Raw genomic sequence first — 23,830 nt, 5'->3', positions numbered from 1 at the left:
CACCGGGCCCGTGCCGTCGCCCTGAGGCGTACCGCTAGCCGCGGCCTCCGCCGGTGAACTTCTCGAAGGTGTGGCTGAAGGCCCAGGTGTCCTGGGCGATGCCGGAGCAGGAGTCGGAGCCGCCGGTGCCGGGGCAGCCGCCGTTGTCGCGCTGGAGGGCCCAGAAGGACAGGGTGTTGATCTTCCTCGCCTCGGCCCACTTCTCGACCGCGGCCGCGTTCTCGACGGTGAAGGTCTCCTCGGGGCCGTAGTCGTCGATGCCGGGCATCTCGATGACGCCGATCATGCTCCACAGCCTCGCGGAGCTCTTGTGCGGGTACAGCGCGGCCAGCTGGGCGTGCAGTCCCTCGGCGGCGGTCACGGTGTCGGCGGCCATGTCGTGCGTGGCGCCGTCGTAGTAGTCGAAGGTCATGAGGTTGACGACGTCCACGCGGGCGCCGTTGTCGACGGCGTTCCGGAGCACGGCGAGGCCGTTGGCCTCCAGGCCCTTGGTGGAGGTCGGCAGGGTGTAGGAGAACTGCACGGTGCGGCCGGTGCGCTGGGCCCAGCGCTGCACCTGGGCGATCGCCTTGTTGCGGCGGTCGATCCCGGCGGTGTTGTTGATCGAGTCGCCTTCGACGTCGAGGTCGATGCGGGTGATGCCGTAGGTGGTGACCAGGCTCTTGAAGACCCCGGCGATGGCGTCGACGCTGGTGCAGCTGTCGGCCAGTTCGGTGCCGGTGGTGTCCGCGGACCAGCCGCCGAAGGACGGGACGGCGTTGCCGCCGCGCGCCTGGAGGGTGGCGATGTCCCGGCCGAAGGCCGCCTTCGAGATCGGCTGTGCGGTGTCGCCGTTCCAGTAGGCGGTGCAGGAACCGGGCGCGGCCGTCTGGAGGAAGGCCAGGGTGAGGTACTTGTTGCCGGAGGCGGCGGCGAGGTCGGCCGGGCTCTGGCCGGTCCACGACTCGAAGTAGGGCGCGGCCACCTGGGCCGGCAGCGGCTTGCCGAAGCCCGAGGGCGAGAGCGGCGCCGCGAGCGCGCTCCCTCCCCCGACTCCGGCGAGGGTGGCGGACAGGGCGCTGACGCTCAGACAGGACAGCAGTGTGCGAAGTCGTCTCACTGACGCTCCCAGGGGGAAAGGGCATGCGGGGACAGCGGAAGGACGGAACCGCGGGGTGGATCGGAGCCCATGATTGGACTAGACCACATAACTGTCAAGGTTCTTTACAATTAGCTTGCCCACCGCTTTCCCAGCACGCGGTTCGCCGTTCCGCTTCCAGGGGACTTCCGTCGGACTTCCGTGAGACGGAAGGGGTGTTGCCGTGTCCCGGCGGCCGCCCGGACGATGCCACCACCACGACAGACGGGAGCCGCAACGATGCCGCACATGACCGCCTTCGCCAGGAACCAGTGGTACGTCGCCGCCTACAGCCACGAGGTCGGGCGCGAGGAGCTGCTCGGCCGGACGATCCTCGGTGAGCCGCTCGTCCTCTACCGGACCGAGGAGGACGGCACACCCGTCGCGCTCGCCGACCGCTGTGTGCACCGCCGGTTCCCGCTGCACGAGAAGCCCAGCCGGCTCGACGGCGACCAACTCGTCTGCGGCTACCACGGGTTCACGTACGACACCTCGGGCACCTGTGTGTACGTGCCGGGGCAGAAGCGGGTGCCGCGCACCGCCCGGGTCGCCTCCTACCCCGTGGTCGAGCAGGACTCCCTGGTCTGGGTGTGGATCGGCGACCCGGCCCTCGCCGACGCCGACACCATCCCCCGGGCCCGGCATCTCGACTCCCCCGGCTGGGTCACCGTGCGCGGTATGGAGCCCATCGACGCCGACTACGGACTGCTGGTCGACAACCTCCTCGACCTCTCCCACGAGACCTATCTGCACGGCGGCTACATAGGCACCCCCGAGGTCGCCGAGACGCCGATCACCACGGAGGTCGACGAGGGCGCGGGCATCGTACGGGTGAGCCGGCACATGGACGACGCCGAATGTCCGCCGTTCTACGCCAGGTCGACCGGCATCGAGGGCCGGATCACCCGCTGGCAGGACATCGAGTACCACGCGCCCTGTCTGTATCTGCTGCACAGCCGCATCGCCCCGGTCGGCGTGCTGCCCGAGGCCGACGGCAGCGACCCGAACGGCTTCCACACCGAGATCACGTACGCGATCACGCCGTCGGGCGACGGTCACGTGTACGACTTCTGGATGGTCTCGCGCGACTGGGCGACCGAGGACGCCGAGGTCACCGAGTTCCTGCGGAGCAACAACCACACGGTCGTGATGCAGGACGTGGACGCGCTGAACCTGCTCCAGCGGACGCTCGGCACCGAGCGCGCCGGCTACCAGGAGCTCAGCATCAACATCGACACCGGTGGCCTCGCCGCCCGCCGTATCCTCGCCCGACTGGTCGAGGAGGGCGACAAGCCCGTGGAGAAGGTCCTGTGAGTGCCGGACCCACCGGGGAGATCTACCGCATCGACTGGCTGCCGGGCACCGACACCCTGCACGGCACCTGTCACTGCGGCCGCGAGCACACCTCGCAGGACCCGATCGAGATGTGGGAGTGGATGCTCGCTCATCCGCGAGGACACGAGCCCGAGGGATCCGTTCATGAGTGACGTGTACGAAGCCGAACTCGTCGTCGACCGCCGTGAGCCTGCGGCCGACGGCGTGCTGGCCCTCACCCTGCGCCACCCGCTCGGCGAGCGGCTCCCGGCCTGGGAGCCCGGCGCCCACATCGACGTGCTGCTCGGGCCGGGCCTGGAGCGCCAGTACTCCCTGTGCGGCGACCCCGCCGACCGCACCGGCTGGCGGATCGCCGTGCTGCGCGAGCCCGCGGGGCGCGGTGGATCGGCCCATGTGCACGAGCAGTTGGGCCAGGGCGACAAGGTCCGGGTGCGCGGGCCGCGCAACCACTTCGCGCTGCGGCCCGCACCCCGCTACCGCTTCATCGCGGGCGGCATCGGCATCACCCCGATCCTCCCGATGCTCGCGGCCGCGGAGGCCGAGGGCGCCGAGTGGACGCTGCTGTACGGCGGCCGCACGCGCCGGTCGATGGCGTTCACCGAGGAGTTGAGCCGCTACGGCGACCGCGTCACCGTCGCTCCCCAGGACGAGACCGGCCTCCTGGACCTGCCGTCGGTGCTCGACGGCGTCCCCGAGGACACCCTGGTCTACTGCTGCGGGCCCGGTCCGCTCCTCGACGCGGTGGAGCAGCGCTGCCCGGCCGGTCTGCTGCACCTGGAGCGGTTCACGCCGAAGGAGCAACCGGAGGGCGAGAACACGCAGTTCGAGGTCGAGCTGGCGCAGACCGGCACGACCGTCACCGTCGCCCCGGACGTCTCCGTGCTCGACGCCGTGCGCGCCTCCGGCGTGGAGGTGCTGTTCTCCTGCACCGAGGGGACCTGCGGCACCTGCGAGACCGATGTCCTCGAAGGCACCCCGGACCACCGGGACTCGGTGCTCACGGACGAGGAGCGGGAGGCCGGGGAGACGATGATGATCTGCGTGTCCCGGTGCCGGGGGAAGAGGCTCGTCCTGGACCTGTAGCCATCCTCGGGGCGGCTCGATCCCCGCCGAAGTGAATGTCAACAATATTGTCAGCCAAAGGTGTTGACCAAGTACCCACGAGCCCCCTACCTTTCGCGCTGAGCACCACTGTGCGGATCCGCGCGCACAGCCTGTCGGAACAACGAAGTCTGCACAGGAGGAGCCATGCGTCGTCCGCTCACCGCCCTGGCGGCCGGAGCGTTACTGGTCACCGCGTCGGCCTGTGGGTCGTCGGACGACTCGGGGGCCCCGGATCCGGGGGCGTCGTCCGGCGGCACCACCACCGTCAAGCTCGGGCTCATCCCGATCGTCGATGTCGCGCCCGTCTATCTGGGCCAGAAGAAGGGCTTCTACGAAAAGCACGGGCTGAAGCTCCAGATCTCCACGGCGTCCGGAGGCGCGGCCATCGTGCCCGGAGTCGCGAGCGGACAGTTCCAGTTCGGCTTCTCCAACGTCACCTCCCTGCTCATCGCCCAGACCAACGGCGTGCCGGTCAAGGCCGTTTCCAACGGCATCGCCTCAACGGGCGTGACGGGCAAGGACTTCGCGGGCATCGCGGTGAAGCAGGACAGCCCGATCAAGTCCGCCAAGGACCTGGAGGGCAAGAAGGTCGCCATCAACACCCTGAAGAACATCAACGAGTCGGCGGTGCGCGAGTCCGTCCGCAAGGCCGGCGGCGACCCGGACAAGGTGCGGTTCGTGGAACTCGCCTTCGACCAGATGCCCGCCGCGCTCGACAGCGGCCAGGTCGACGCGGCCTGCGCGGTCGAGCCCGCGCTCGCCACCATCAAGGGCCAGGGCGGCCGGGTGATCGCCTCCCCGATGGTGGACGTGGCCGCGAACACCACGGTGGCCATGTACTTCACCTCCACGCGGTACCAGCAGCAGAATGCCGACGTGGTGAGGAGGTTCCAGGAGGCCACCGCCGAGTCCCTCGCCTACGCCGACGCCCACCCCGACGAGGCACGCGCGATCATCACGACGTACACCAAGATCCCGGCGTCGGTCCTGGAGCAGGTGATCCTCCCGAAGTGGCCGGCCGAGCCGGACAAGGCCTCGATCGAGGCGCTGGCGAAGCTCGGCGAGGAGGACGGGTTCTTCAAGAAGACCCCCGACGTGGACGCGCTGCTTCCGTGAGGGTCCCGAACGCGGCACTGGGCGCCGCCGGACTCGCGGCCTTCCTGGCCCTCGGCGAAGTGGTGCCCCGGATCGGTCTGGTCAAGGAGGAGTACTTCCCACCGACCAGCCGGATCGCCCGCGCCTTCGCCGACGAGCTCTCCGACGGCGCCTTCTGGACCGCCCTCGGCGACACCCTCACCGGCTGGGCCCTGGGCCTCGCCATCGCAGCCGCCGCGGGGATCGTCGTCGGCGTGGTCGTCTCGGTCGTGCCGTACCTGCGCGAGGCGACGGCCTCGACGATCGAGTTCCTGCGCCCGATCCCCTCGGTCGCCCTCATCCCGCTGGCCGTGCTGCTGTATGGCAGCGAACTGCGCTCGGTGCTCCTGCTCGTGGTCTACGCCGGCTTCTGGCAGGTCCTCATCCAGACGCTCTACGGCGTCCAGGACGTCGACCCCGTCGCCGACGAGACGGCGCGGTCGTACGGCCTGGGCACCTGGGCGCGGATCCGGCACGTGCTGTGGCCGAGCGCGCTGCCGTACGTGATGACCGGCCTGAGGCTGGCCGCGGCCGTCGCGCTGATCCTCGCCATCACCGGTGAACTCGTCATCGGGGCGCCGGGGTTGGGCGCGCGGATCGCGGTCGCGCAGAACTCGCAGGCGGTGCCGGAGATGTACGCGCTGATCGTGGTCACCGGTCTGCTGGGGCTGCTCATCAACGTCGGCGCGCGTACCGTGGAGCGACGGGCGCTGGCCTGGCACCAGTCGGTGCGCGGGGAGGTGGCGGTGTGAAGCGGCTCGCCCTTCGGCTTGTCTTCGTCCTCGCCCTGCCCGCGGTGCTGTTCGCGGTCTGGTGGCTGGCCTCCGACGACAGCACCGACGTCTTCTGGCCGCCGCTGCGCACCATCCTGCGGACCTTCCCGGACGTGTGGACAGCCGAGCGGCTGCGCGACGACGTCCTGCCCAGCATCTGGCGGCTCACGGCCGGTTACGCCCTGGCCGCCGTGGCCGGGGTGGCTCTCGGCACCGTCATCGGCTCCTACCGGCGGGTGCGGGCGGTGTGCGAACCGGTCCTGGAGTTCCTGCGGGCGATCCCGCCGCCCGTGCTGATCCCGGTCATCATGCTGTTCGCGGGCATCGGCGACACCATGAAGGTCACGGTCATCGCGAGCGGCTGCGTCTGGCCGATCCTGCTCAACACGGTCGAGGGCGTCCGCGCGGTCGACCCGGTGATGCTGGAGACCGCCCGCTCCTACGGCATCTCCGGTCAGGCGCGCCTGCGCCATCTGGTGCTGCGCTCGGCGAGCCCGCAGATCTTCGCGGGGCTGCGGCAGGCCCTGTCGATCGGCATCATCCTGATGGTCATCAGCGAGATGTTCGCGGCCAGCAACGGCATCGGCTTCACCGTCGTGCAGTTCCAGCGCAGTTTCGCGGTCCCCGACATGTGGACCGGGATCATCGTCCTCGGGCTGCTCGGCTGTCTCCTCTCGGTCGTCTTCCAACTGGTCGAGCGGCGCGTCCTCGCCTGGTACCACGGCCTGCGCGCCTCGACCCGGCGGTCCCCGTGAGTCCCCCGAACCCGAAAGGGCGGTCCATGCTGGACGTACGCGGCCTGAACAAGGTCTACGACGGGTCGGGGCGCCGGGTGGAGGCGGTCCGCGACCTCACCTTCACCGTCGAGGCGGGCGAACTCGTGTGTCTCGTCGGCCCGTCGGGCTGCGGCAAGACCACGCTGCTCAAGTGCATGGGCGGACTGCTCACCCCGACGGCCGGCGAAGTCCACCTGGCCGGCCGGAAGGTGAGCGGCCCCCCGCCCGGCATGGCCTTCGTCTTCCAGGAGTACGGCCGCAGCCTGTTCCCGTGGATGCGGGTCGCCGACAATGTCGAACTCCCCCTGAAGCAGAAGCACTTGACCAGATCACGGCGTCAGGAACTGGTCACCGACGCCCTGGAGTCGGTGGGCCTCTCGGACGCGGCCGGCGCCTACCCGTGGCAGCTCTCCGGCGGTATGCAGCAGCGGGTCGCGATCGCCCGCGCCCTGGCGTACGAACCCGAGGTCCTGCTGATGGACGAGCCGTTCGCCGCGGTGGACGCGCAGACCCGCGCCGACCTGGAGGATCTCGTACGACGGCTGTGGCGCGAGCGCGGCATCACGATCCTGTTCGTCACCCACGACATCGACGAGGCGGTCTACCTGGGCGAACGGGTCATCGTGCTGTCGGCCTCGCCGACGGTCGTGCAGGAGCAGCTCAAGGTCGATCTCCCCGACGAGCGGGACCAGTTGCACACCCGTGTGGCCCCGCGCTTCGCCGAACTGCGCACCCATGTGTACGAGCAGATCCAGGCGGCGAAACGCGGGACCGTGCAGGACGCCGTGGTCACGAAGTCGAGTACGCCTCCACTTCACTGAACTGCCCTGCCGGCCAGCCGGTGTTGGCGCTGACGGAGAGGCGGAGGTATCTGAGGCTGGTGCCACTGGGCAGGGAGACGGTGGCCGTGTTGCCGGTCGCCGGGTCGAAGCGGTAGCCCTGCGCGCCGACGACCGTGGAGTAGCTCCCGCCGTCGGTGCTGCCGAGCACGGTGACGGTCTGGGTGCGCGCACCCCACGCCGAGGACGGGGGCAGCTTCAGCACGAGACGCCGTACGGCCTGGCTCGCGCCGAGGTCCACGGTCCAGGACTGCGGGAAGGCGTTGTTGGCCGACTCCCAGTAGCTGTTCGCGTCACCGTCCACGGCCTTGCCGGGCGTGTAGACGTCCTGGGAGCCGGTCGCGGTGGCCGGACGGCCCTTGGCGAGGTTGCGGTTCGGGTCCGGGTCGGGATTTCCCTGTCCCGGTTGCGGCCAGGTCGAGCAGTCCGACCAGGTGGTGTTCCAGCCGGAGTTGCCGCCGCCGTCGGTGAGGGCGAAGGTGCCGGAGCTCGCCGGGTAGGGGCAGTTGTAGACGCCCGCGGCCCCCACCGAGGTGGCGGTGACATTGCGGAAGGTGGCGGCGCCCTGGGCCTCCGCCTGGACGACGACGGTGCCTGTGGTGCGGACGGTCGCCCCGTCCACGGTGACGTTCCGGACCGGGTAGCCCTGTCCTCCACCGGAGACGAACTCGAAGGCGCTGTACGGGCTGTCGGTGATCGTCGTGTCGGTGATGCGCACGGTGGCGTTGATGGCGCTGTCGTACGAGTCGACCCGCAGCGCGCCCATCGGGTGGTTCCAGTTGGGGTTCATCGCGCCGGTGCGGACCAGGGTGTTGCCGTCCACCGTGATGGTGCCGGCGAGGGGGAAGAAGGGGTCGAGGAACTTCTGGTTGGAGATCGCGATGCCGCTGCCGAGGGCGTTGGTGTCGGAGACCAGGTTGTTCCTGACCGCGATGTCCGTGCCGCCGTAGATCGCGATGCCGTTGGCCAGGTTGGGCTGGGTGATGGTGTTGTTCTCGAAGCTGCTGTCGGTGTCGGGCGCGTACAGGGACCACATGGCGAGGGCGTCGTCACCCTGGTTGCGCAGGAAGTTGTTCCGTACGCGGACCCCGCGGGCGTTGCCGTTGAGGTTGAGGCCGTCGGCCGTCATGTCGAGGAAGCGGTTGTTCTCGACGACGAGGTTGTCGTTGTTGCCCGTCAGCCACAGGCCGACCTTGAGGTGCTGGAGCCACATCCCCGAGACCGAACTGCCGGGGCCGAGCGAGCCGTTGACGAAGTTGTCCGGGCTGGAGTCGACGCGCTCGGTGACCTCGCCGACGACCGCGAAGTCCTTGATGTGGACGCCGCCCGAGGAGCTCGTCTGGTCGATGAAGCGGGAGGTGTGCACGATCGAGTGCCAGCTTCCGGCGCCCTGGAGCGTGACGTTCTGGACGCCGCTCAGTGAGGAGGTCAGCCGGTAGTCGCCCGGCGGGATCCACACCACTCCCCCCTGGGCGGCGGAGATCGCGTCCCGGAAGGCCTGGGTGGAGTCGCCGTTGCCGGTGGGGTCGGCGCCCCTGGAGGTCACGGACACGGATCCGGCGGGCTGTGCCGCGGCTCCCGCGACCTGCTCGAAGTCGGCCACGTCGGCGGTGACCTGGGTGCCGGTCGACTCGAAGGCGACCTTGTCGCCCGCCTGGACGTTCTGGCCGAGCACGAGGCGGGCGTTGTCGTAGAAGTGGTGCGTCCGGGCGCCCGGGATCCAACTGGTGTCGATGTAGGAGTACTTGGAGGTGACCGCGAGCGTCCTGGCGAGCCTGGTCCCGTTGACGTAGACGTTCAGCGTGCCCGACTGGCCGTCGGGGACGCTGTAGGCGAGGTTCACGGCATTGGCCGCGCGCGGCACGGTGAACTCCACGCGCTGACCTGCGGTGAGCCGTACCACCTGCCGGCCCGACGCCTCCGAGGCGAGCGTGCCCTGGGTGTGGTCGGGGCCGATCCTCGTGCCGGTGGTGGTGGCGGACTCGGCCTCGACGGAGGTGAAGGGGAGGGTGGCACCGGCGGCCGCGTGGGCGGTGGGGGCCGTGGCGGTGAGGAGGCCGGCGGCGAGGGCCGTGACCATCAGTGCTGGCATGCCCCTGACAGATCTGTGCATGTGCTGATCCCTTCTCGGTGGGGGTGGGGGTTCAGGCTCGGTGGGGTGAGGACTCAGGCTCGGTGGTGGGTGGGGATTCAGACTCGGAGCCAGACGGCGGTGTCCTTCGGGAGGCGGCCCTGGGGATCCAAGGGACCGCTGGTGAGCAGGAGTTGGGAGTGTTCAGGAAGCTCGGCGGGCGCGTCGGCGAGGTTGACCACGCATCGGGCCCCCGCGTCCCGGGCGAAGGCGAGCACGCCCTCGGGGGCGGGCAGCCAGGTGAGCGGGCCGTCCCCGAAGACCGGCCGGGCCCTGATCGCCTCGCGGTACAGGCTGAGCATCGACCCGGGGTCCACGGCCTGCCCGTCGACCGCGTACGACGCCCAGCCGTCCGGCTGCGGCAGCCAGGGCTCCTGGTGCGAGCCGAAGCCCGCGTGGGGCGCCCCCGCCGCCCACGGCAGCGGCACCCGGCATCCGTCGCGACCCGGGTCGGTGCCTCCGGAGCGGAAGTGCATCGGGTCCTCGATGCGGTCGCGGGGGATGTCCGCCTCGGGCAGGCCGAGCTCCTCGCCCTGGTAGACGTAGACGGCTCCGGGCAGCGCGAGCGAGAGCAGGGCCGCGGCGCGGGCGCGCCGGGTGCCGAGGGCGAGGTCGCTCGGGGTGCCGAAGGCCTTGGCCGCGAAGTCGAAGCCGGTGTCCGTGCGCCCGTAGCGGGTGACCGTGCGGGTGACGTCGTGGTTGCACAGCACCCAGGTGGCGGGCGCGCCCACCGGGGCGTGCTCGGCGAGGGTCGTGTCGATCGAGGTGCGCAGTCGCTCCGCGTCCCAGGGGCAGGACAGGAAGGCGAAGTTGAACGCGGTGTGCAGCTCGTCGGGGCGCAGGTAGCGGGCGAAGCGTTCGGTGTCCGGGAGCCAGACCTCGCCGACGAACACGCCGTCGTACTCGTCGGCGACGGCTCGCCAGGAGCGGTAGATGTCGTGGAGTTCGTCGCGGTCGACGAAGGGGTGCGGGTGGGGGCGCTCGGCGAGGTCGGGCAGCTCGGGGTCCTTGGCGAGCAGGGCGGCCGAGTCGATGCGGACGCCCGCGACTCCCCGTTCGAACCAGAACCGCAGGATGTCCTCGTGCTCCTGGCGGACCGCGGGGTGGGCCCAGTTGAGGTCGGGCTGCTCCGGGGTGAACAGGTGCAGGTACCAGTCGCCGTCGGGCAGCCGTGTCCACACCGGCTCGGTGGAGCCGACGAACTGCGACGGCCAGTCGTTGGGCGGGAGTTCGCCGTGCGCGCCGCGTCCGGGCCGGAAGTGGAACAGCTCGCGTTCGGGGCTCCCGGGGCCCGCCTTCAGCGCTGCCTGGAACCAGGGGTGCTGGTCGGAGACGTGGTTGGGCACGATGTCGACGATCGTCCTGATGCCCAGCTCCCGTGCCTCCGCGATGAGTTTCTCCGCCTCGGCGAGGGTGCCGAAGGCCGGGTCGATCGCGCGGTAGTCGGCGACGTCGTAGCCTCCGTCCTTCATCGGTGAGAGGTACCAGGGGTTGAACCACAGGGCGTCCACACCGAGTTCGGCGAGGTACGGCAGCCTGGCGCGGACCCCGGCGAGGTCACCGGTGCAGTCTCCGTCGCCGTCGGCGAAGCTGCGGACGTAGACCTGGTAGATGACGGCGGAGCGCCACCAGTCCTGCTGTGCCACGGAGCCTGCCTTTCTGCGGGGAGGTGGTCAGCCCTTCGTGCTGCCCGCGCTGATCCCGGCGACGATGTGCCGCTGGAAGACGAGGAAGAGGGCGACCATCGGGATGCTGGCGATCACCATCGCGGCGATGAGCACGGTGAGTTGGATGTTCTGCGACAGCTGGACGAGTGCCACGCCGATGGGCTGTCTGTCGGTGTCGGAGAAGACCATCAGCGGCCAGAGGAAGTCCTGCCACACGGCGACCAGCGCGAAGATCGACACCACCCCGAGGACCGGTCTCGACATGGGCAGCACGATCGACCACAGGATGCGCAGCTTCCCGGCGCCGTCCATCTCGGCGGCCTCCAGCACATCGCGCGGGAGCTGGTCGAAGAACCGCTTGAGCAGATACAGGTTGAAGGCGTTGGCCACAGCCGGCAGCCAGATGGCGAGGGGGTCGTTGAGCAGGCCCAGGTCGGCCACGGTCAGGTACTTCGGTACGACCAGGGCCTGGGCCGGGACCATGAGCGTGGCGAGGATCCCGCCGAGGATCACCTTGCCGAAGGCGGGGTTCAGCCGGGACAGGGCGTAGGCGGCCGCCGTGCACAGGACCAGCTGGAACGCCCAGGCTCCGGCGGCCTGGACCACGGTGTTCCACAGGTGCTGCGGGAGCTGCATCAGCTCCCAGGCGTCGGTGTAGCCGCCGAGGTGCCAGCGCTCGGGGACGAGGGTGGGCGGAGTGCGGCTCACCTCGTCCGGCGACTTCATCGCACCGGTGACCATCCAGTAGACGGGGAAGAGGAAGGCGAGCGCGAAGAGGACGACGACCGCGGTGAAGACGGTCCAGTAGACGGCCCTGCCGCGCGGGCGGGCGAGCGCCGCCGGGGAGATCAGGGTGCGGGTGCTCATGCGAGGTCTCCCTCCGCGGACCTGGTCAGGCGCAGATACACGGCGGAGAAGGCGCCCAGGAGCAGCAGGAGCATGACGCTCAGCGCGCACGCGCCGCCGAAGTCGTTGTAGAGGAAGGCGTACTTGTAGATCAGGTAGAGGACGGTGACCGTGGCGTTCTCGGGTCCGCCGCCGGTGATGACGAACGGCTCGGTGAACACCTGCATGGTCGCGATAATCTGAAGGAGCATCAGCATGAGGATGACGAACCGGGTCTGCGGGATCGTCACATGGCGGATGCGCTGGAGCAGGTTCGCGCCGTCCAGTTCGGCGGCCTCGTACAGCTCGCCCGGGATGGACTGGAGGGCGGCCAGGTAGATCAGGACGGTGCCGCCCATGTTGGCCCAGGTCGCCACGATCACCAGGGAGATCAGCGCGGTGTCGGCGCCGTTGGACCAGTTCGAGGTGGGCAGGTGGAGGAAGCGCAGCGCCTCGTTGGCGAGGCCGGCGCCCGGGTCGTAGAACCACTTCCACAGCAGGGCGCTGACCACCGGCGGGATCATCACCGGGAGGTAGACCACGACCCTGAAGAAGGCTTTGGCGTGCCGGAGTTCGTTGAGGACGAGGGCCATCACGAACGGGATCGCGAAGCCGATGAGCAGGGCCAGCAGTGTGAAGGTGAGGGTGTTGCGCCAGGCGGCGGCGAACTCCGGGTCGTGCCAGACGCGGGTGAAGTTGGCGGTGCCGACCCATTCGGCGTCGGAGCCGGGCGTGTACTTCTGGAAGGCGATCACGACGGCGCGGATCGCCGGGTACCAGGAGAAGAGGGCGAAGCAGAGCAGTCCGCCGAGGAGGAAGCCGTAGGCGCGGACCTGGTCGGCGAGGCGGCGCCGCCTCCGGTCCCCTGCGGGAGGCGGCGCCTGCACCGGGTGGACGGCGACTTCCGCGAGCCGCTCGGCCGTCTTCGTCATGCCGGTCAGCCCCGGGCCAGGATGCCGTCGATCTTGGCCGAGGCGTCCTTGAGGAGCTGGTCGATGTCGGCGTCCTTCTTGGTGAGGACGGCGGAGACGGCGCCGTCGAGGACGGAGTAGATCTGCTGGGCGTGCGGCGGCTCGATCTTCATGTCGAGGCTCTGGTTGCCGTCGAGGAAGGCCTGGTAGTTCTCCACCGGCACATTGGCGTTGGCCTTCTTGACCTGCTGGTCCTTGGCGTCGGCGGCGCCGGTGAACAGCCGCGGTTCGGGCAGCCCGACCGGGGCGTCGGCCTTCTTGGCCCGGGCGTAGTCGCCGAGGAAGCCGGCGCCGGGGGTGAGGAACATGTGGTCGAGCCACTTCAGGGCGGCCCTGATCTGGTCGGGGCTCGCCTTCTTGTTGACCATGTAGCCGTCGCCGCCGATGAGCGTGCCCTTGCCGCCGGGCATCGGGGCGAGGGCGAGGTCCTTGTAGTCGCCGCCCTTCTCCTTGACCAGGATCGGGATGTTGTCCGGAGCGGAGAGGTACATGCCGAGCTTGCCCGAACCCATCAGCTGCTGGACGTCGTTGATGACGAGGAGCTGCTTGCTGCCCATCGAGTCGTCGGTCCAGCGCATGTCGTGCAGGTTCTGCAGGACGGCGTGGCCCTCGGGGGTGTCGATGGTGGCCTTCTTGCCGTCGGCGCTGACGACGTCACCGCCCTGGGAGTACAGCTCGGCCGTGAAGTGCCAGCCGCCCTGGTTCTGGGCGCTGTAGTCGGCGTACCCGACGGTGCCGTCACCGAGAGCGGCGATCCTCTTGGCGTCGGCCCGCAACTCGGCCCAGGTGGTGGGGGGTTGCTCGGGGTCGAGGCCGGCCTTCGCGAAGAGCCGCTTGTTGTAGATCAGGCCCATGGAGTAGCCGGTGCGCGGGATGCCGTAGATCTTCCCGTCGACCGTGTAGATGTCGCGGAGCTGCTGCTGGAGGGTGGGGTAGCTCTTCAACTCCTTGACGTACGGGGTGAGATCGGCGGCCTGGTTGATGTCGACGACGTGCTTGGCGTCGGTGAAGTACGTGTAGAAGACGTCCTCCATCTGCCCGCCGGCGAGCTTGGCGTCGAAGGTCTTGGGGTCCTGGCAGGGGAACGCGTCGTGCGCGACGACGTCGATGTCCGGGTTCTGCTTCTCGAAGGACGCGATGTCCTGCTCGAAGAACCGGCGGTCGACCTTGGCGCTCTTGGGCGGCATGCAGTTGACCGTGATGCGGGTCTTGCCGCTCGCCGAGTCGTCGCCCGATCCACAGGCGGAGGCGGCAAGGGCAAGGGAACAGACAGCGAGCGCGGCGAAGGTACGGCGGTACCCGGTGCTTCTCATCGGTGGACCCCTCGTGGCAGGAGCGGTGGGCGCCGCACACTCAAGCACCGCCGACATCCGTCCGCAAGATGTCGCGCAGAATCTGTAATTATTCGACAGCAGGATGGATCTCAGGAACGCGGTGCTTGCGCCGTCGAGCCCCGCACCACCAGCTCGGGCTCGAACAGCAGCTCCTCGCGCGTCACGAAACCGCCGCTGATCTGGGTGTTCAGCAGCTCCACGGCCGCCCTGCCCATGGCCTCGATGGGCTGCCGGACCGTGGTCAGCGGAGGCTCGGTGCAGTTCATGAACGCCGAGTCGTCGTAGCCGACGACCGAGATCCGGGAGGGGACGTCCAGGCCCTTGCGGCGGGCGGCCCTGATGGCGCCGAGTGCCAGCGGGTCGCTGGCGCAGATGATGCCGGTGACACCCCGGTCGATGAGCCGGGAGGCCGCCGCGTGCCCGCCCTCGATCGAGAACATCGCGCGGGCGACATGCTCGTCGGGCAGGTCCCCCATGACCCGCGCGGCGACCAGCTTGCGCGCCGAGGGCACATGGTCCTCCGGCCCCAGCACCAGCCCGATCCGCTCGTGCCCCAGCGAGGCGAGGTGCCGCCAGGCCTGCTCCACCGCCACCGCGTCGTCGCAGGAGACCCCGGGAAAGCCGAGATCCTCGATGGACGCGTTGACCAGCACGACCGGGATCCTGCGCTCGGCGAGCAGCCGGTAGTGGTCGTGGGGGGCGTCGGCCTGCGCGTACAGCCCGCCGGCGAAGACGACCCCGGACACCTGCTGTTGCAGCAGCAGTTCCACGTAGTCCGCCTCGGAGACCCCGCCCTTGGTCTGGGTGCACAGCACCGGGGTCAGCCCGAGCTGGGCCAGCGCCCCGCCGATGACCTCGGCGAACGCCGGGAAGATCGGGTTCTGAAGCTCCGGCAGCACCAGCCCCACCAGCCGCGCCCGCTCCCCCCGCAACTGCGTCGGCCTCTCGTAGCCGAGCACGTCCAGCGCGGACAGCACGGCCTGCCGGGTGCCCTCGGAGACTCCCGGCTTGCCGTTGAGCACCCGGCTGACCGTGGCCTCACTGACCCCGACCTTCTTCGCCACCTCGGCAAGTCGTCGCGTCATGCGCGCAAGAATAGCGCAAGGAATGCAAGCCGCTTGCGTAAAGGGGGCCGACGTGGGCGGCCCCCGTGGAACGCCATGGCTCCACGGGGGCGGACGATTACTGACGAGGCGCCGTCGACGACCTGAACGCCGACGGTGCCCGTCAGGCCTCGGGGGTGGGTACCACCGTGAGGTGGCTCGCGGTGCGCCGCGGGCGGCGTCGGGCGGTGGCCGGGCGGAGCACCAGGGTCAGTCTGGTGTACCCGAGGTCGCGCAGGGTGCGCGGGGTCTCGTCGACCAGCCGGCAGTCGGTGGCGCCCCAGCGCGGGTCCGGATGCACCAGGGGGCGTACCGAGCCGTCGTGCTCCACGGCCTGTTCGCCGACCGCGCGGATCCAGTGCGGCAGGCCGTGCCGGTAGGCGGCCTCCATGATCGGGTCCTGGGCGATGTCCCGGCGGATCGCCTGGAGGCCGTGGTCATGGCCGTGCCGCTCGACCGCGGCCGCGAGGTGCGCGAGCATCGGCAGGCACCAGCGCGACTCGTGCTCACCGAGGACGGTGCCGGCATCGGGGTGGAAGAGCACGAAGCGAAGGAAGTTGTCGCCCGGCATGGCTGTCGGATGCGGGCCCACGGCGCGGAAAAGTGACGCGAAAGCGGCGTTGGCGAGGACGACGTCCCAGCGGTGGTCGAGGACGACGGACGGGAAGGGGACGGCTTCCAGGAGCGTGGCGTAGTCCTGAAGGTACGCCTGGGCTTCGAGCCCCTCGGGGACGGGCCGCAGTTCCGACGGCTGCCCACCTGCCTGATGTGCCATCGGGAGGTCACCCCTCTTGCCTATGCGGCCTTCACGCGGCGCCTTGATCCTGCTTCCCCGGAGCGAGGCGTGTCAACTATCGTGGCATTCCGTGGCGGTTGACGGCTGAAATTGGCCACAGTTGTGGCGAGACCTGGATGTGAGTTCGAACATCGGGCTACTCTCCGGGAAGTTCACGGCGACCGCCCGTGAGAAGTCGGGTGAGAGACGTAGGAGATCTGTCGGTGTCGGATGGCTTCGAGAGCCCGGACGACGCGGCAACGGTCGTACTGACGGCCGTCGTCGCCCGCGTCACCGCACTCGCCGACCGGCTCGGCGTCCCGCACGCGCAGGTCTTCGACACCGGCCGGCTGTCCGTCGCCTCCGGTGTCCCCGAACCCGTGGTCAAGGCCCTGTTGAGCGGGCGCCCGGCGGGCGAACCGGACGTCCAGGCGCGGTTCCTGCAACGGCTCGACCTGCTGCGCCGCACCCGGCTCAAGCCGGGCGGCCGCAAGTACACCCAGCAGGAGATCGCGGACGGGGCGGGCATGTCCCGGCAGCAGGCGGGCGCCCTCATCAACGGCGACCGCCGCCCCACCATGGAGCACTGCGACGCCATCCAGCGGTTCTTCCGGGTGCACGCCGGATTCCTCACCGCCGAGGACCCCGAGGCGCTGGCGGGCGCCCTCCAGCACACCGAGCAGGAGCTGCTGCACAAACTCGCCGACCGGGAGCGGGAGGCCGCGGCGGCGGCCCACGACGACCCGCTGGAGCGGCTGTTGCAGGACCACGGCGTCCGGGGGATCGCCTGGCGGGCCGCGCAGCTGCCCACCGACCAGCACCGTGACAAGGTCGCCGAGTGGCTGGACATGCTCCTGGAGAGCGTCAAGCGGCCCGAGTCCTGATCCGGGAGACAACTGTGGGCATCGGTAAGCACATGCGCCGCCTCAGCGGCGAGTTGGTGGCGGAGCTGGAGCTGACCGCGCCGGCCCGGCCCGAGCACCTGTACGGCGCCCTGTGCGAGGCGATGAGCAGACGCCGGGGCCGCCCGGTCCATTTCCGTACGGCACCCTTCCCGCCCGGCACCGCGAGCGGGCTGTGGCTCGACATGGCCGACCAGGACCTCGTCGTGATCGAGGAACGCACCGCGCCCGACCACCAGTTGGTGATCCTCGGCCACGAGCTGTGGCACATGAACGCCGGCCACTGCTCCCACCACGTCGAGGGCGCCGCGGTCGCCGCCCGTCTGCTCAGCGACGACGCCGACCTCCAGGCCACGGTCCGCAAGGTCGCCGCGCGCAGCCGCTTCGAGCTCGCCGACGAGCGGGACGCGGAGAGCTTCGGTCTGCTGCTGGCCAGCAAGTGCCGGACCCTGCTGGCCGGTTCGGCGCTGCGGGGGCCGGTGCAGCGGGATCATCTGGCGGGGCGCATCGAGGCGTCGCTCGGGTACCGCGGACAGCAGGGCTGAGAATCGCCCCTCAGGTCGCGCTGCGTTCACTCGCCCCCTTCAGGTCCCGCTCCACCGCACGCGCACGCGTGCCGTCGGGCCGTCCCTCGCGCAGCAGCTCCCGCCAGTGGTCCCGGCTCCAGTCCGCCGGGGCGGTCGTGGCGGTGAACTCCTGGATCAGCGAGACGAACCGGGCGGGGTCGGTGTGGAACGGGAAGTGGCCCGCGCCCTCGAAGATCTCCAGGCGGCTGCCGGGCATCGCCTCGTGGGCGCCGAAGGCGTGCCGTACCGGCACCACGCTGTCGCGGTCGCCCCACAGCAGCATGGTCGGCATGCCCTCGGTGAGGTAGCAGCGGTCGAGCATGGTGACGACCTGTCCGCGCCAGTCGACGACCGCGCGCAGGGTGCGCACGAAGGCGTTGCGGGAGGTCTCGTCGGGGAGCGCGTCGACGAGGTTCAGCAGGTCCGGGGCGTCCTGGCCGAGGTCGGTGTCCAGGAGCTTCATCAGACGGACGGCGAGGCCCACTTGGAGCCGCATGCCGGGCAGCCGCAGCGCGGACAGCATCAGGTGGGCGCCGGGCAGCGACACCAGCCTGAGCACGGGGTTGACCTCGCGGCCCACACCGCCCGCGCCCACCAGGACGAGCCGCTCGGTGCGCTCGGGGAACTGGTAGGCGAACTGCATCGCCACTCCCCCGCCCAGCGAGTGCCCGACCAGGGTGGCCGACTCGATGCCGAGGGTGGTGAGCAGATCCCGCACGCCGTTGGCGTACGCGGCCACCGAGTAGTCGGCGCGCGGCTTGTCGGAGTCGCCGTGCCCGAGCAGGTCGGGGGCGATCACGGTGTGGGTGCGGGCGAGGTCGGGGATCAGGTCGGCCCAGGTCGCGGAGGAGTCCCCGATGCCGTGCACCAGCACCAGCGCCGGGCCCTCCCCTGCCATCCGGTAGGCACGGCGGTAGCCGTGCACCACGCGGTACCGCAGCTCCAGTTCGCCGTCGCCCACCGGGCGCAGCCGGACGGCGCGCGCCGGACGCCCGCGCGGGTTGTCGACCACGGGCTCACCTCCCTGTGCGTTCTCCGGCCGCGGCGAGGCGGCCGAAAGCCCTTCCTCCCAGCGTAGGACCGCTTTCCCCGTGGTGATTTCGAGGAGGTTTCGCCTCCGCTAAGCGGGCGAACGACAGGGCGCTCGAGCCGGATTGTCAGTGGTGGACGGCAAGCTGGAGATGCACACCCGTATGACCGACCATGACTTGGGGAGAGCCGCCGATGCCCACCGCCGTACTGACCGACCGTGAGCGCACCGCCGTCCAGGCGTATCTGCGGCTGCTGCACACGGTCCGAGCCGCTTTCGACACCGCGTCGGGTCCGCCCGACAGCGCCCGGCCACCGGTCGTCCCGCCGGCGGTCCTCGCCGAGGCCGAACAGGCCCTGGCGGACGCGGGCCTGGCGGGCAATGAGGAGGGGTTCTTCAGGCTGCTGCGGAGCTGGTGCCCGCCGGAGCCATAGGGGGTGCCGGGGAGCGTGCCGCGCGCTCAGGCGTGCGGCACCGTCACCGCGGTCGCCACGAGCCCGTCCCGGACCGTCCAGCGGCCCTCGAAGGCCTGGCGGCGCACACCGCCCACCAGCGGGCCGGGGACGAGGAGTTCGGCGCGCAGGGTGCCGCTGAGGGCCTTGTCCGGGTCGACGAGGATCGCGATGTCGGCCTCGGAGAAGTCCAGCCACGTGCCGGTGAGGGGGAACCACGCCTTGTAGACGGACTCCTTGGCGCTGAACAACAGCCGGTCCCAGTGGACGGCGGGGTGCGTCCCGGCGAGCTCCCGCAGCCGGACCCGCTCGCCCGGCAGGGAGACACTCTCCAGCACGCCCTCGGGGAGCGGTCCGTGCGGTTCGGCGTCGATGCCGAGGGAGGCCAGGTCGGCGGCCCGGACCAGGGCCGCGGCGCAGTAGCCGTCGCAGTGGGTCATGCTGCCGGTGAGTCCGGCCGGCCAGCGCGGGGCACCGCGTTCCCCGGGCAGCAGCGGCTGCGGCGGCACCCCGAGCTTCTCCATGGCCCGCCGGGCGCAGGCGCGCACCAGGGCGAACTCCCGGCGCCGCTTGGGGACGGCGGGCGCGACGAGCGCGGCCTCCTCGGGGTACAGCCCGGCGAGCGCGGCCTGCTCGGGGTGCGGCCCGGAGAGCGCGGCCTCCGTGGGGTGCGGCCCCGCGTGCTCCGGTTCGTCGCCGCCGTACGCCTCGCCGCCGTACGCCTCGCCGTCGTACGCCTCGACGGCGTCGACCGAGTCCGGCAGGAGTTCCTCGATCATCGTGCGCCCACCTCCCCGGGCACGATCCGGCGGGGCCGGCCCGGCGGCTCCGGCCGCCCCCGCCACTCCCGTGGGTAGCCCACCGACACCTCCTCGAAGCGGACCCCCTCGTGCCAGGTGGTCCGGGGGATGTGCAGATGGCCGTAGACCATCGTCTCGACGCGGAAGCGGCGGTGCCAGTCGGCGGTCAGTGTCGTGCCGCACCACATGGCGAACTCGGGGTACCACAGGACGTCCGTGGGGTGCCGGTCCAGCGGGTAGTGGTTGACGAGGACGGTGGGCAGGTCGGCGGGGAGCGCGGCGAGTCTTCGCTCGGTCTCGGCGACCCGGGCCCGGCACCAGGCCTCGCGGGTCGGGTAGGGGTCGGGGTGCAGCAGGTACTCGTCGTTGCACACGATGCCGGTGCCGTGGGCGTACTCCAGGCCCTGCTCCTTGGTGGTGCAGCCGGCCGGCAGGAAGGAGTAGTCGTACAGCAGGAAGAGCGGGGCGACGGCGACCGGGCCGCCGGGGCCGTCCCAGACGGGGTAGGGGTCCTCGGGGGTGAGGACGCCCAGGTCCCGGCACATCGCGACGAGGTGTTCGTAGCGGGCGACCCCGCGCAGGGTGACGGTGTCCTTCGGGTGGGTCCACAGTTCGTGGTTGCCGGGGGCCCAGACGACCCGGCGGAAGCGGCCGGCGAGGGTTTCGAGGGCCCAGCGGACGTCGGCGACGGTCTCCGCGACGTCACCGGCCACCAGGAGCCAGTCGTCGTCGGTCCCGGGGCGCAGCCGCTCGACGAGGGCGCGGTTCTCGGGGTAGCCGATGTGCAGGTCGCTGATGGCCAGGAGCTGTGCCGCGGCACCGGCCGTAGACGTCACTCTCGCCCCCTCCGAGCACCCGGGTGGGACCACGACAACACATTTGGTTTCCCGGTACAAGAGTGGACCGTCCGGGCGCGGCTTCATGATCGGGGAATCCGTAACACGGGCGTTGCACGCGGGACCCCTGGAAAGCCGTATGATCGCCCCAACACCACCGCATGGAACTTCCCTTCGCAAGGGGCGGTTTGGTGTCCCTCCAATCACCCTGCCCGGGCCGGGCTCGCTTCGCCCTGCCCGAAAAAGCCCGAAAGGCGGCCTGCATGCTCTCTCGCGTACGCGTCTGGCTCAACCGCACGTACGCGGAGAACGTCTTCTTCATGGATCAGTTGCGGCGAAATCCCAGCGATCGCGCCGTCGAGATCCACGCGACGCACGGCGACCCCGACTCGCCCGTGCTGGCCGCCGCCGACACCGCCGAGCTGGAGCCGGAGGGCCTGTCCCCTGCCGCCTATGTCGAGTTCGCACTCGACCAGTGCCAGCGGCGCGGCATCGACGTGTTCGTGCCCCGGCTGCACCAGGCGGCGATCGTGGCCCACCGGGCCGACTTCGCCGCGGTCGGTACGGCGCTGCTGGCGCCGCCGCCGGAGGGCGTGGCCGTCTTCCACGACAAGGTCGTCGCCTACGAGGCGGTCCAGGCGATCGGTGTCCCGGTGCCGCCGTGGTGGCGGGTGCGGACCGCGGCCGAGCTGGTGACGGCCGTGGAGAAGCTGGAGGCGGACGGGCACAAGGCGTGCTTCAAGCCGGCGTCCGGCGCCGGCGGGGTGGGCTTCCGGGTGATCACGCGCGCCCCCTTCTCGCTCGCGCACCTCAACGGCTTCCCGAGTCCCTACGTCTCGCTCGACATGGTCGTCGAGGCGCTGGAGCGGGCCGACGAGCAGGTCGACTGGCTGGTCATGCCGCGGCTAGAGCAGCCGGAGGTGTCGGTGGACACGCTCACCGGGACCGACAACCGGGTGCGGCTGGCGATCGGCCGCACGAAGAACGGCCGTCGGCGCGGGTTCACGCGGGACGAGCAGTGGCTGGAGCCGGCCCGGCTGATCGCCGAGGGGTTCGGGCTGCACTATCTCTCCAACATCCAGTTCCGGATGTTCGGTGACCGTCCGGTGCTGATGGATGTCAACACGCGGCCGGCGGGCGGGTTGCACCAGCTGTCCCTGTGCGGGGTCAATGTGCCGTGGGCCGCCGTGCAGTTGGCGCTCGGGGAGGAGACCGGGGTGATCGAGCCGCCGTTCCTCGGGCAGGACTACACGGTGGTGTCGGGGCCGCGGCAGCTTCGGCCGGTGTCGATTCCGGCCCAGCGGGGTGAGGTGTCCGAGCTGTTGCCCGCGGTGCCTGCGCCTGCGACTGCGGAGCCGGTTGTCGTCGAGGCTGCGGGGCAGGTGCTGCCGCTTTAGGTTGTCCGCCGGGTGCGGGGCCGTCGTGGTTGATCGCGCAGTTCCCCGCGCCCCTGAAGGCACTTTCCCTGCACCGGTATGGACCAATCCCGCCCCTCGTCTTGACAGGGGCATTGGTCCATACCAACTTGGTTGCGCACCCCTGCACCTTTCTGCACTCCCGAACACCCCCATTTCTTCAGGGAGATCGCGTGCGCAACCCACTCAGACGTTCCAGAGTTCTCGCTCTGCTCGGCTCCGCCGCCCTCGCGCTGGCCGGAGCCATCGCACTTCCCCAGAGCGCCCAGGCGGCCAACATCCTGACCAACCCCGGCTTCGAGTCGGGCGGTCTCTCGCCCTGGACCTGCACCGGCAACCTCGGTTCCGTCGTCTCCTCTCCCGTGCACGGGGGCTCCAAGGCCCTTCAGGGCGCGGTGAGTTCGAGCGACAACGCGCAGTGCAGCCAGACCGTCGCCGTGCAGCCGAACACCACGTACCAGCTCAGCGGCTGGGTGCGTGGCTCGTACGTGTACCTCGGGGTGACCGGCGGAGCCTCGACCTGGACCACCTCCCCGTCGGCGTACAGCCGGCTCACCACGAGCTTCACCACCGGCTCCACGCAGACCAGCGCGCAGATCTACGTCCACGGCTGGTACGCCCAGGGCACCTACTACGCCGACGACATCAGCCTCGACGGCCCCGGCGGTGGCGGTGGCTCGGACACCCAGGCGCCGACCGCGCCGGCCGGGCTGACCTCCACCGGCAAGACCTCGTCGAGCGTGTCGCTGAAGTGGAACGCCTCGACGGACAACGTGGGGGTGACGGCGTACGACGTCTACAGCGGCTCGAACAACGTCCTGAGCGTCTCCGGGACGTCCGCCACGGTGAGCGGGCTCTCGCCGAGCACGGCGTACACCTTCACCGTCAAGGCCCGTGACGCCGCCGGCAACACCTCGGGCGCCTCGAACTCCGTGAGCGTGACGACGGACGCGGGCGGCGGGGGCGGCACCGGCTTCAAGCAGGCCGCGCCCTATCTGTACGAGGGCTGGGGCGATCCGCCGAGCCCGACGACCGTGATGAGCGCGACCGGCGTCAAGTGGTTCACGATGGCGTTCATGCTGGACTCCGGTGGCTGCAACCCGGCCTGGGACAGCACCCGGCCGCTGACCGGCGGGGTCGACCAGACCGCCATCAACCAGATCCGGTCCGCCGGCGGTGACGTCGTGCCCTCGTTCGGCGGCTGGCAGGGCAGCAAGCTCGGCGCCAACTGCTCCTCGGCGAGCGCGCTCGCGGCCGCCCTCCAGAAGGTGATCGACGCCTACTCGCTCAAGGCGATCGACATGGACATCGAGAACACCGACGAGTTCGAGAACGAGGCCGTGCAGGCGAGGATCCTCACCGCCCTGAAGACGGTCAAGGCCAACAACCCGGGCCTCAAGACCATCGTCACCTTCGGCACCTCGACCACCGGGCCGACGTACTACGGCAACCGGCTCATCGAGCAGGCGCAGTCGCTCGGCGCGAACATCGACGTGTTCACCATCATGCCGTTCGACTTCGGCGGCGGCTCCGACATGTACGGCAACACCGTGAACGCCACCGAGGGGCTGAAGGCCAAGCTGAAGTCGACGTTCGGCTGGGACGACGCCACCGCGTACTCCCACATCGGCATCTCGGGCATGAACGGGCTCTCCGACCAGCAGGAGAACACCACCCCGGCGATCTGGACCCAGATCCGGGACTGGGCGAACGCGCACCACATCGCCCGGCTCGCGTTCTGGTCGGTCAACCGCGACCGGCCGTGCCCGGGCGGCGGAGTGGTCAGCAACTGCTCCGGCATCAGCCAGAACACCTGGCAGTTCACCTCGATCACGGCCGGCTTCACCGGCTGACCGGGGCGGTGCCCGCCGGCTGACCTGGGCGG

23 protein-coding genes are annotated in these 23,830 nt (G+C 70.4%); 12 read left to right on the top strand and 11 right to left on the bottom strand.

The annotated features are described in order from the left end of the window. Nucleotides 1-34 precede the first annotated feature (34 nt). Nucleotides 35-1,099: a chitinase gene (locus ACFULQ_RS41490; RefSeq protein WP_383554786.1), complete on the bottom strand. Its 1,065-nt coding sequence runs from the start codon at nucleotides 1,097-1,099 to the stop codon at nucleotides 35-37. 258 nt (nucleotides 1,100-1,357) lie between these two features. On the opposite strand from ACFULQ_RS41490, the gene ACFULQ_RS41485 reads away from it, so the two are divergent. The 7 genes from ACFULQ_RS41485 (at nucleotide 1,358) to ACFULQ_RS41455 (ending at nucleotide 7,060) form a co-directional block, all read left to right on the top strand. Further along, entirely contained in the window at nucleotides 1,358-2,431 is a 1,074-nt protein-coding gene (locus tag ACFULQ_RS41485) for a Rieske 2Fe-2S domain-containing protein (protein ID WP_383554783.1), read from the top strand. Beyond that, a complete protein-coding gene (locus ACFULQ_RS41480; protein ID WP_383554781.1) occupies nucleotides 2,428-2,604 on the top strand; it encodes a hypothetical protein in 177 nt (58 codons plus the stop codon). The genes ACFULQ_RS41485 and ACFULQ_RS41480 overlap by 4 nt, the downstream gene beginning before the upstream one ends. After that, the gene (locus ACFULQ_RS41475; RefSeq protein WP_383554779.1) at nucleotides 2,597-3,535 is read left to right on the top strand and encodes a PDR/VanB family oxidoreductase; all 939 of its coding nucleotides are present in this window, start codon (nucleotides 2,597-2,599) and stop codon (nucleotides 3,533-3,535) included. Before ACFULQ_RS41480 ends, ACFULQ_RS41475 begins: the two co-directional genes overlap by 8 nt. Before the next feature lie 165 nt (nucleotides 3,536-3,700). Further along, a complete protein-coding gene (locus ACFULQ_RS41470; protein ID WP_383554776.1) occupies nucleotides 3,701-4,672 on the top strand; it encodes an ABC transporter substrate-binding protein in 972 nt (323 codons plus the stop codon). After that, nucleotides 4,669-5,442, top strand: a complete 774-nt coding sequence (locus tag ACFULQ_RS41465; RefSeq protein ID WP_383554773.1) for an ABC transporter permease — start codon at nucleotides 4,669-4,671, stop codon at nucleotides 5,440-5,442. The genes ACFULQ_RS41470 and ACFULQ_RS41465 overlap by 4 nt, the downstream gene beginning before the upstream one ends. Continuing rightward, nucleotides 5,439-6,218, top strand: a complete 780-nt coding sequence (locus tag ACFULQ_RS41460) for an ABC transporter permease (RefSeq protein WP_383554770.1) — start codon at nucleotides 5,439-5,441, stop codon at nucleotides 6,216-6,218. Before ACFULQ_RS41465 ends, ACFULQ_RS41460 begins: the two co-directional genes overlap by 4 nt. 26 nt (nucleotides 6,219-6,244) lie before the next feature. Beyond that, nucleotides 6,245-7,060: an ABC transporter ATP-binding protein gene (locus ACFULQ_RS41455; protein WP_383554768.1), complete on the top strand. Its 816-nt coding sequence runs from the start codon at nucleotides 6,245-6,247 to the stop codon at nucleotides 7,058-7,060. Here ACFULQ_RS41455 and ACFULQ_RS41450 read toward each other — a convergent pair. The 7 genes from ACFULQ_RS41450 to ACFULQ_RS41420 form a co-directional block, all read right to left on the bottom strand. Then, nucleotides 7,029-9,191, bottom strand: a complete 2,163-nt coding sequence (locus ACFULQ_RS41450; protein ID WP_383554765.1) for a discoidin domain-containing protein — start codon at nucleotides 9,189-9,191, stop codon at nucleotides 7,029-7,031. The two genes, ACFULQ_RS41455 and ACFULQ_RS41450, sit on opposite strands and share 32 nt — an antisense overlap. Nucleotides 9,192-9,268: 77 nt before the next feature. Next, nucleotides 9,269-10,855 (bottom strand): alpha-amylase family glycosyl hydrolase, encoded by a 1,587-nt coding sequence (locus tag ACFULQ_RS41445; protein ID WP_383554763.1) that lies wholly within the window; start codon nucleotides 10,853-10,855, stop codon nucleotides 9,269-9,271. Nucleotides 10,856-10,882: 27 nt separating this feature from the next. Further along, nucleotides 10,883-11,743, bottom strand: coding sequence for a carbohydrate ABC transporter permease (locus ACFULQ_RS41440; protein WP_383554761.1), 861 nt, complete (start codon nucleotides 11,741-11,743; stop codon nucleotides 10,883-10,885). Then, a complete protein-coding gene (locus ACFULQ_RS41435) occupies nucleotides 11,740-12,693 on the bottom strand; it encodes a carbohydrate ABC transporter permease (RefSeq protein ID WP_383554759.1) in 954 nt (317 codons plus the stop codon). Before ACFULQ_RS41435 ends, ACFULQ_RS41440 begins: the two co-directional genes overlap by 4 nt. A gap of 5 nt (nucleotides 12,694-12,698) precedes the next feature. After that, nucleotides 12,699-14,045 (bottom strand): ABC transporter substrate-binding protein, encoded by a 1,347-nt coding sequence (locus ACFULQ_RS41430; RefSeq protein WP_383554757.1) that lies wholly within the window; start codon nucleotides 14,043-14,045, stop codon nucleotides 12,699-12,701. Between the two features lie 110 nt (nucleotides 14,046-14,155). Then, entirely contained in the window at nucleotides 14,156-15,151 is a 996-nt protein-coding gene (locus ACFULQ_RS41425) for a LacI family DNA-binding transcriptional regulator (RefSeq protein ID WP_383554754.1), read from the bottom strand. A 142-nt stretch (nucleotides 15,152-15,293) separates the two neighbouring features. Beyond that, nucleotides 15,294-15,944, bottom strand: a complete 651-nt coding sequence (locus tag ACFULQ_RS41420) for a hypothetical protein (protein WP_383554751.1) — start codon at nucleotides 15,942-15,944, stop codon at nucleotides 15,294-15,296. Between the two features lie 224 nt (nucleotides 15,945-16,168). On the opposite strand from ACFULQ_RS41420, the gene ACFULQ_RS41415 reads away from it, so the two are divergent. After that, nucleotides 16,169-16,828, top strand: coding sequence for a helix-turn-helix domain-containing protein (locus ACFULQ_RS41415; RefSeq protein WP_383554749.1), 660 nt, complete (start codon nucleotides 16,169-16,171; stop codon nucleotides 16,826-16,828). 32 nt (nucleotides 16,829-16,860) lie between these two features. Further along, nucleotides 16,861-17,391 carry a toxin-antitoxin system, toxin component gene (locus tag ACFULQ_RS41410; RefSeq protein ID WP_383554789.1) on the top strand — a complete coding sequence of 177 codons (531 nt, stop codon included), beginning with the start codon at nucleotides 16,861-16,863 and terminating at the stop codon, nucleotides 17,389-17,391. 10 nt (nucleotides 17,392-17,401) lie between these two features. Here ACFULQ_RS41410 and ACFULQ_RS41405 read toward each other — a convergent pair whose 3' ends face one another. Further along, on the bottom strand, nucleotides 17,402-18,424 hold the full coding sequence (locus ACFULQ_RS41405) for an alpha/beta fold hydrolase (RefSeq protein ID WP_383554747.1): 1,023 nt from the start codon (nucleotides 18,422-18,424) through the stop codon (nucleotides 17,402-17,404). Nucleotides 18,425-18,636: 212 nt separating this feature from the next. On the opposite strand from ACFULQ_RS41405, the gene ACFULQ_RS41400 reads away from it, so the two are divergent. Continuing rightward, nucleotides 18,637-18,876 (top strand): hypothetical protein, encoded by a 240-nt coding sequence (locus ACFULQ_RS41400; RefSeq protein ID WP_383554745.1) that lies wholly within the window; start codon nucleotides 18,637-18,639, stop codon nucleotides 18,874-18,876. 26 nt (nucleotides 18,877-18,902) lie between these two features. Here ACFULQ_RS41400 and ACFULQ_RS41395 read toward each other — a convergent pair whose 3' ends face one another. Further along, nucleotides 18,903-19,673 carry a 4'-phosphopantetheinyl transferase gene (locus ACFULQ_RS41395; RefSeq protein WP_383554743.1) on the bottom strand — a complete coding sequence of 257 codons (771 nt, stop codon included), beginning with the start codon at nucleotides 19,671-19,673 and terminating at the stop codon, nucleotides 18,903-18,905. Continuing rightward, nucleotides 19,670-20,530 carry a metallophosphoesterase family protein gene (locus tag ACFULQ_RS41390; RefSeq protein ID WP_383554740.1) on the bottom strand — a complete coding sequence of 287 codons (861 nt, stop codon included), beginning with the start codon at nucleotides 20,528-20,530 and terminating at the stop codon, nucleotides 19,670-19,672. The genes ACFULQ_RS41395 and ACFULQ_RS41390 overlap by 4 nt, the downstream gene beginning before the upstream one ends. A gap of 263 nt (nucleotides 20,531-20,793) precedes the next feature. Here ACFULQ_RS41390 and ACFULQ_RS41385 point away from each other — a divergent pair, with 263 nt between their 5' ends. Together ACFULQ_RS41385 and ACFULQ_RS41380 are read left to right on the top strand one after the other, a co-directional pair. Beyond that, nucleotides 20,794-21,927 (top strand): ATP-grasp domain-containing protein, encoded by a 1,134-nt coding sequence (locus tag ACFULQ_RS41385; protein ID WP_383554737.1) that lies wholly within the window; start codon nucleotides 20,794-20,796, stop codon nucleotides 21,925-21,927. 191 nt (nucleotides 21,928-22,118) lie between these two features. Continuing rightward, complete coding sequence (locus ACFULQ_RS41380; protein ID WP_383554734.1) at nucleotides 22,119-23,798, top strand: carbohydrate binding domain-containing protein; 1,680 nt, start codon at nucleotides 22,119-22,121, stop codon at nucleotides 23,796-23,798. Nucleotides 23,799-23,830: the final 32 nt, after the last annotated feature.

This window comes from Streptomyces sp. NPDC057253 (assembly GCF_042669125.1).
Lineage (GTDB): Bacteria > Actinomycetota > Actinomycetes > Streptomycetales > Streptomycetaceae > Streptomyces.
Note: the sequence above shows the minus strand (reverse complement) of the source record. Positions and strands in the feature narration are given on the sequence as shown.

What these genes read in the sequence shown, in the direction of transcription:
- ACFULQ_RS41485 (WP_383554783.1), top strand. Translation starts at nt 1,358, where the DNA reads ATGCCGCACATGACCGCCTTCGCCAGGAACCAGTGGTACGTCGCCGCC.
- ACFULQ_RS41475 (WP_383554779.1), top strand. Translation starts at nt 2,597, where the DNA reads ATGAGTGACGTGTACGAAGCCGAACTCGTCGTCGACCGCCGTGAGCCT.
- ACFULQ_RS41470 (WP_383554776.1), top strand. Translation starts at nt 3,701, where the DNA reads ATGCGTCGTCCGCTCACCGCCCTGGCGGCCGGAGCGTTACTGGTCACC.
- ACFULQ_RS41455 (WP_383554768.1), top strand. Translation starts at nt 6,245, where the DNA reads ATGCTGGACGTACGCGGCCTGAACAAGGTCTACGACGGGTCGGGGCGC.
- ACFULQ_RS41450 (WP_383554765.1), bottom strand. Translation starts at nt 9,191, where the DNA reads ATGCACAGATCTGTCAGGGGCATGCCAGCACTGATGGTCACGGCCCTC.
- ACFULQ_RS41440 (WP_383554761.1), bottom strand. Translation starts at nt 11,743, where the DNA reads ATGAGCACCCGCACCCTGATCTCCCCGGCGGCGCTCGCCCGCCCGCGC.
- ACFULQ_RS41435 (WP_383554759.1), bottom strand. Translation starts at nt 12,693, where the DNA reads ATGACGAAGACGGCCGAGCGGCTCGCGGAAGTCGCCGTCCACCCGGTG.
- ACFULQ_RS41430 (WP_383554757.1), bottom strand. Translation starts at nt 14,045, where the DNA reads ATGAGAAGCACCGGGTACCGCCGTACCTTCGCCGCGCTCGCTGTCTGT.
- ACFULQ_RS41425 (WP_383554754.1), bottom strand. Translation starts at nt 15,151, where the DNA reads ATGACGCGACGACTTGCCGAGGTGGCGAAGAAGGTCGGGGTCAGTGAG.
- ACFULQ_RS41420 (WP_383554751.1), bottom strand. Translation starts at nt 15,944, where the DNA reads ATGGCACATCAGGCAGGTGGGCAGCCGTCGGAACTGCGGCCCGTCCCC.
- ACFULQ_RS41410 (WP_383554789.1), top strand. Translation starts at nt 16,861, where the DNA reads ATGCGCCGCCTCAGCGGCGAGTTGGTGGCGGAGCTGGAGCTGACCGCG.
- ACFULQ_RS41400 (WP_383554745.1), top strand. Translation starts at nt 18,637, where the DNA reads ATGCCCACCGCCGTACTGACCGACCGTGAGCGCACCGCCGTCCAGGCG.
- ACFULQ_RS41395 (WP_383554743.1), bottom strand. Translation starts at nt 19,673, where the DNA reads ATGATCGAGGAACTCCTGCCGGACTCGGTCGACGCCGTCGAGGCGTAC.
- ACFULQ_RS41385 (WP_383554737.1), top strand. Translation starts at nt 20,794, where the DNA reads ATGCTCTCTCGCGTACGCGTCTGGCTCAACCGCACGTACGCGGAGAAC.